General features: G+C 71.4%; 5 protein-coding genes. 4 read left to right on the top strand and 1 reads right to left on the bottom strand.

Features of this window, described 5'->3' with window-relative positions; genetic code table 11:
• Positions 1 to 647: 647 nt before the first annotated feature.
• From E1264_RS40440 to E1264_RS40425, 4 genes are read left to right on the top strand one after another with little or no spacing between them, the layout of a single operon-like run.
• Positions 648 to 2,300: a nitrite/sulfite reductase gene (locus E1264_RS40440; RefSeq protein WP_132182519.1), complete on the top strand. Its 1,653-nt coding sequence runs from the start codon at positions 648 to 650 to the stop codon at positions 2,298 to 2,300.
• A complete protein-coding gene (locus tag E1264_RS40435) occupies positions 2,297 to 2,464 on the top strand; it encodes an Insertion element protein (protein WP_132182517.1) in 168 nt (55 codons plus the stop codon). The genes E1264_RS40440 and E1264_RS40435 overlap by 4 nt, the downstream gene beginning before the upstream one ends.
• Positions 2,461 to 3,171 (top strand): phosphoadenylyl-sulfate reductase, encoded by a 711-nt coding sequence (locus E1264_RS40430; protein WP_132182515.1) that lies wholly within the window; start codon positions 2,461 to 2,463, stop codon positions 3,169 to 3,171. Before E1264_RS40435 ends, E1264_RS40430 begins: the two co-directional genes overlap by 4 nt.
• Before the next feature lie 5 nt (positions 3,172 to 3,176).
• Positions 3,177 to 3,932, top strand: coding sequence for a sirohydrochlorin chelatase (locus E1264_RS40425; protein ID WP_132182521.1), 756 nt, complete (start codon positions 3,177 to 3,179; stop codon positions 3,930 to 3,932).
• Between the two features lie 62 nt (positions 3,933 to 3,994).
• On the opposite strand, the gene E1264_RS40420 is transcribed toward E1264_RS40425, so the two are convergent.
• A partial coding sequence (locus E1264_RS40420; RefSeq protein ID WP_207936882.1) for a hypothetical protein occupies positions 3,995 to 4,607 on the bottom strand: 613 nt, incomplete at its 5' end.

The raw sequence follows: 4,607 nt of genomic DNA, 5'->3' as shown, positions 1-4,607 counted from the left end.
GCGCATCGCGTCCCGACCGCCTCCCCCGCCCCGCCATCTCGCAGGCATGGCTTCCGTTCCCCGCGCATCGTTTTGCCCATACCCGATTTGACGGCACAGAACGTCGCCCGGACCAAGATCGTCTCCGGACGGACAGGGCACCGGCTGGGCGCGGACAGGGCACCGTCCTCCATCGGTGACAATGGAAGCGTGATCTGCGAGTCGTGCCGAGAGCGCCGCCACGAGGAGTGCCGCGGCGGGTCCTGGTGCGATTGCCAGCACCGGCCAGGCCCGGCGGCGCGCGACGGCGGATCGCCCGAGACCGATGCGGAGACCAGCGACGATGCGGAGCCTCCGGTGAACTGGAAGCGGCAAGGATGACGCATCTCACCCGCCCGCGTGCCGGACGTGACTGGACAGCTTGCGAGACGGCGTGTCAGAGTTCAGGTATGACTGCCGCGGACCCGTTGCTGGCCAAGCGCCGGCACGTCGACTTCCTCCGCGTCCGCAGCGCGATCTGTCGGTGACGCTCCGACCACGCCCCTGCTCAGCCGGGCGCGTGGTGCATCGGCGTCACCGTTCACTCCACCCAGCTCAGCGTCGAGCCGGCTGCCCATGACTGCCGGTGCGCTACGCGTCCCTCACATCACAGATGAGGAACGCGCGCCGTGCCACCCGCGATCAAGCGCAAGAAGGCCGAGGGCCAGTGGGCCCTGGGCTACCACGAACCCCTCAACAAGAACGAAGAGAACAAGAAGAACGACGACGGCCTGAACGTCCGCCGCCGCATCATCGACATCTACTCCAAGACGGGCTTCGACTCGATCGACCCGGCCGACCTGCGCGGCCGGTTCCGCTGGATGGGCCTGTACACGCAGCGCAAGCCGGGGATCGACGGCGGCAGGACCGGCGCGCTGGAGGACGAGGAGCTCGAAGACCGCTACTTCATGATGCGGGTGCGGATCGACGGCGGGCAGCTGAGCGGCCCGCAGCTCCGCACGATCGCGGACGTCTCCACCCGGTACGCGCGCGGCACCGCCGACATCACCGACCGGCAGAACGTCCAGCTGCACTGGGTGCGGATCGAGGACGTCCCGGCGATCTGGGAGGCGCTCGAAGCGGTCGGGCTGCACACGATGGAGGCGTGCGGGGACGTCCCGCGCGTCATCATCGGCTGTCCACTGGCCGGGATCGCGGCCGACGAGGTCATCGACGCGACGCCGCAGCTCCGCGACATCCACGACAGGTACATCGGCTCGCCCGAGTTCTCGAACCTGCCGCGCAAGTTCAAGACGGCGATGTCGGGCTGCACGGCGCACTGCACCGTCCACGAGATCAACGACATCGCGTTCGTCGGCGTCGTGAACGAGGCCGGGGAGACCGGGTACCAGCTGTTCGTCGGCGGCGGGCTGTCCACGAACCCGATGTTCGCGCAGAGCCTCGGCGTGTTCGTCAAGCCCGAGCAGGCCACCGAGGTGTGGCACGGCGTCACGTCGATCTTCCGCGACTACGGGTACCGGCGCCTCCGCAGCCGCGCACGGCTGAAGTTCCTGATGAAGGACTGGGGCGCCGCGAAGTTCCGCGAGGTGCTGGAGAAGGATTACCTCGGGTACGCGCTGCCGGACGGCCCCGAGCCCGCCGCGCCGCTCCCCCGCCGCGACCACGTCGGCGTCCACCCGCAGCGGGACGGCGGCTTCTACGTCGGGTTCGCGCCGCGCGTCGGCCGGGTGAGCGGCGAGATGCTCGGCGTGATCGGCGGCCTCGCCGACCGCTACGGCTCCGGCCGGGTGCGGACGACGAACGAGCAGAAGATGGTGATCCTGGACGTCCCGGAGGAGAACACCGAGGCGCTCGTCGAGGAGCTGGCGAAGCACGACCTGCACGCGCGCCCGTCCACGTTCCGGCGGCAGACGATGGCGTGCACGGGCATCGAGTACTGCAAGCTCGCGATCGTCGACACCAAGCAGCGCTCCATGGACCTGATCGACGAGCTGGAGAAGCGGCTCCCGAACTTCGACCAGCCGCTCACCATCAACGTCAACGGCTGCCCGAACGCGTGCGCCCGCATCCAGGTCGCCGACATCGGCCTGAAGGGCCAGCTCGTCGTGGACGAGAACGGCGACCAGGTCGAGGGCTTCCAGATCCACCTCGGCGGGCAGCTCGGCGCGTCGTTCGGCAAGAAGGTCCGCGGGCTGAAGACGACCTCGGCCGGGCTGACCGACTACATCGAGCGGGTCGTCCGCAAGTTCGACGAGCAGCGCACGGACGGCGAGTCGTTCGCCGACTGGGTGCATCGCGCCGACGAGGCGGACCTCAAATGAGCGAGCGGATGGCGCCGTTCTACTGCCCCTACTGCGGCGAGGAGAGCCTCGAACCGCGCGAAGAGCACGGGTCGTGGTTCTGCCCCGACTGCCTTCGTTCCTTCACGTTGAAGTTCCTCGGTGTCGGCGCTCCCCGCACCGCGAGCAAGGAGACCCTTCGGTGACTCTTCTGGAGACCGACAGACCGACCCTTGACCTCGAAGACATCGTCGAGTCCGCGGCCGCCGCGCTGGAGGGCGCGCCCACGCTGGAGGTCATCCGCTGGGCCGTCGCGACGTTCGGCGACCGCATCTGCCTGACCTCGTCCATGTCGGACGCGGCGCTGATCCACCTGGTGTCGAAGGTGAAGCCGGGCATCGACGTGCTGTTCGTCGACACCGGCTACCACTTCGCCGAGACGATCGGGACCCGGGACGCGGTCGAGGCCGTCTACCCGGTGAACGTGATCAACGTCGCGCCGTCCCGGACGGTGGAGGAGCAGGAGGCCGCGCTCGGCCCGCGGCTGTTCGGCCGCAACCCCGACCTGTGCTGCCACCTGCGCAAGGTCGAGCCGCTCGGCCGCGCGCTGGAGGGCTACATGGCGTGGTTCAGCGGGATCCGCCGGGACGAGACCGTGAGCCGCCGCGACCGGAGGGTCGTCGAGTGGGACCGCAAGCGCGGCATGGTCAAGGTGAACCCGATCCTCGGCTGGACGCAGGAGGAGATGGACAACTACATCGAGGACAACGGGGTGCTCGTCAACCCGCTGCACTACGACGGCTACCCCTCGATCGGCTGCGCGCCGTGCACCCGCCCGGTCGCGCCCGGCGAGGACCCGCGCAGCGGCCGCTGGGCCGGGATGGGCAAGACGGAGTGCGGAATCCACCTGTGAGCCCCATGAACCCCGACGGCAGGCCGATGGTGGCGGTGGCGCACGGCAGCCGGGACCCCCGCGCGGCCGCGACCGTCGCCGCGCTGCTGGACGCGGTCCGGGCCCGCCGCCCGGACGTGCCCGTGCACGCCTCGTTCCTGGACCACGCGGCGCCCGCGCCCGACCGCGTCCTCGACGGCCTCGCCCGCGGCGGCGCCGGCGCCGCGGTCGTGCTGCCGCTGCTGCTCACGGCCGCCTACCACAGCAAGACCGACATCCCGGGCGTGCTGAACCGGGTGCGCGGCCTGCACCCGCGGCTGCGGCTGCGCACCGCCGGGACGCTCGGCCCGCACCCGCTCCTCATGGACGCGCTGGAGCGCCGCCTCGCCGATGCGGGCGTCGTCCCGGGCGTCCCGGACACGGCCGTCGTGCTGGTCTCGGCGGGCTCCAGCGACGCGTCCGCGAACGCCACCATCGCGCGGCTGGCCCGCGAGTGGCGGGCGCGCGGCTGGCACGACGTGGTCCCGGCGTACGCGTCGGCGGCGAGCCCGGCCCCGGCCGAGGCGGTCGCGGCGCTGCTCGGCGCGGGCGCCCCGCGCGTGGCGGTGGCGTCGTACTTCCTGGCCCCGGGCTACTTCGCCGACAAGGTCCGGGCGGAGTCCCTCGCCGCCGGGGCCGCGGCGGTGTCGCCCGTCCTGGGCGCGGCCCCGGAGGTCGCCGATCTGATCGTCCGCCGGTACGACGAGGCGCTGGAGACGTCCCGCGCGGCCGCCGCCGTCTGACGGGAGTGCCGGGCACGGCGCGCCTGCTCCGCCGGGCCCGGCACTCCCCGCTCCCCCCGGTGTCAGCCGCCCGGCGGGGGCGAGCCGTCGTGGGCCAGGGGCGGGCCCGCGAGCACGATCCTCATCACGTCGTCGGGCGCCTCGGTGATGCGGCCGGCGCGGGCGAGGTATTCGATGACCTCCTGCACCTTGTCGTAGGACGCGGTGGAGCGGCTGTTGTAGAGGGCCCCGGCGAGCTCCTCGTAGTCGTACTGGGTGATCGCGACGCCCTTGCCGAGGACGTAGCAGATCAGCTCGCCGTCGAGCATCCGCCACCAGTCGTCGGCGAGCGCGTCGACCACGGTCCCGTTGTTGCCGAGGGAGACCGTGACCGGCTCGTCGCCGCTCAGGAAGACCGGCACCTGCCGGGTCAGCCGGGTGAGGAACGCCCTGATCCGGCTCCAGGGGAACCTCTTGCCCGACTTGCTCGGCGCGTCCTGGGTCCTGTCGCGGACGGCGTGCACCGCGTCCCTGATGAGCTGGTCGGCCGTCCGGGACTTCTCCCCGACCAGCCGCTCCAGCTCGCGGTAGATGTCCTGCCGCAGTTCCTGGAACGGCCCCATGTTGTTCTGCCTCAGCACGTCAACGCACTGGTGCGAGAGCGAACGGGGCTCCTGGCCGTTCGGGGAGTGGGCC

This window comes from Actinomadura sp. KC216, assembly GCF_004348535.1.
In the GTDB taxonomy this organism is placed as follows: Bacteria; Actinomycetota; Actinomycetes; order Streptosporangiales; family Streptosporangiaceae; genus Spirillospora.
This window is presented reverse-complemented; position numbering and strand designations above follow the sequence as displayed.

What these genes read in the sequence shown, in the direction of transcription:
- E1264_RS40425 (WP_132182521.1), top strand. Translation starts at nt 3,177, where the DNA reads ATGAACCCCGACGGCAGGCCGATGGTGGCGGTGGCGCACGGCAGCCGG.
- E1264_RS40435 (WP_132182517.1), top strand. Translation starts at nt 2,297, where the DNA reads ATGAGCGAGCGGATGGCGCCGTTCTACTGCCCCTACTGCGGCGAGGAG.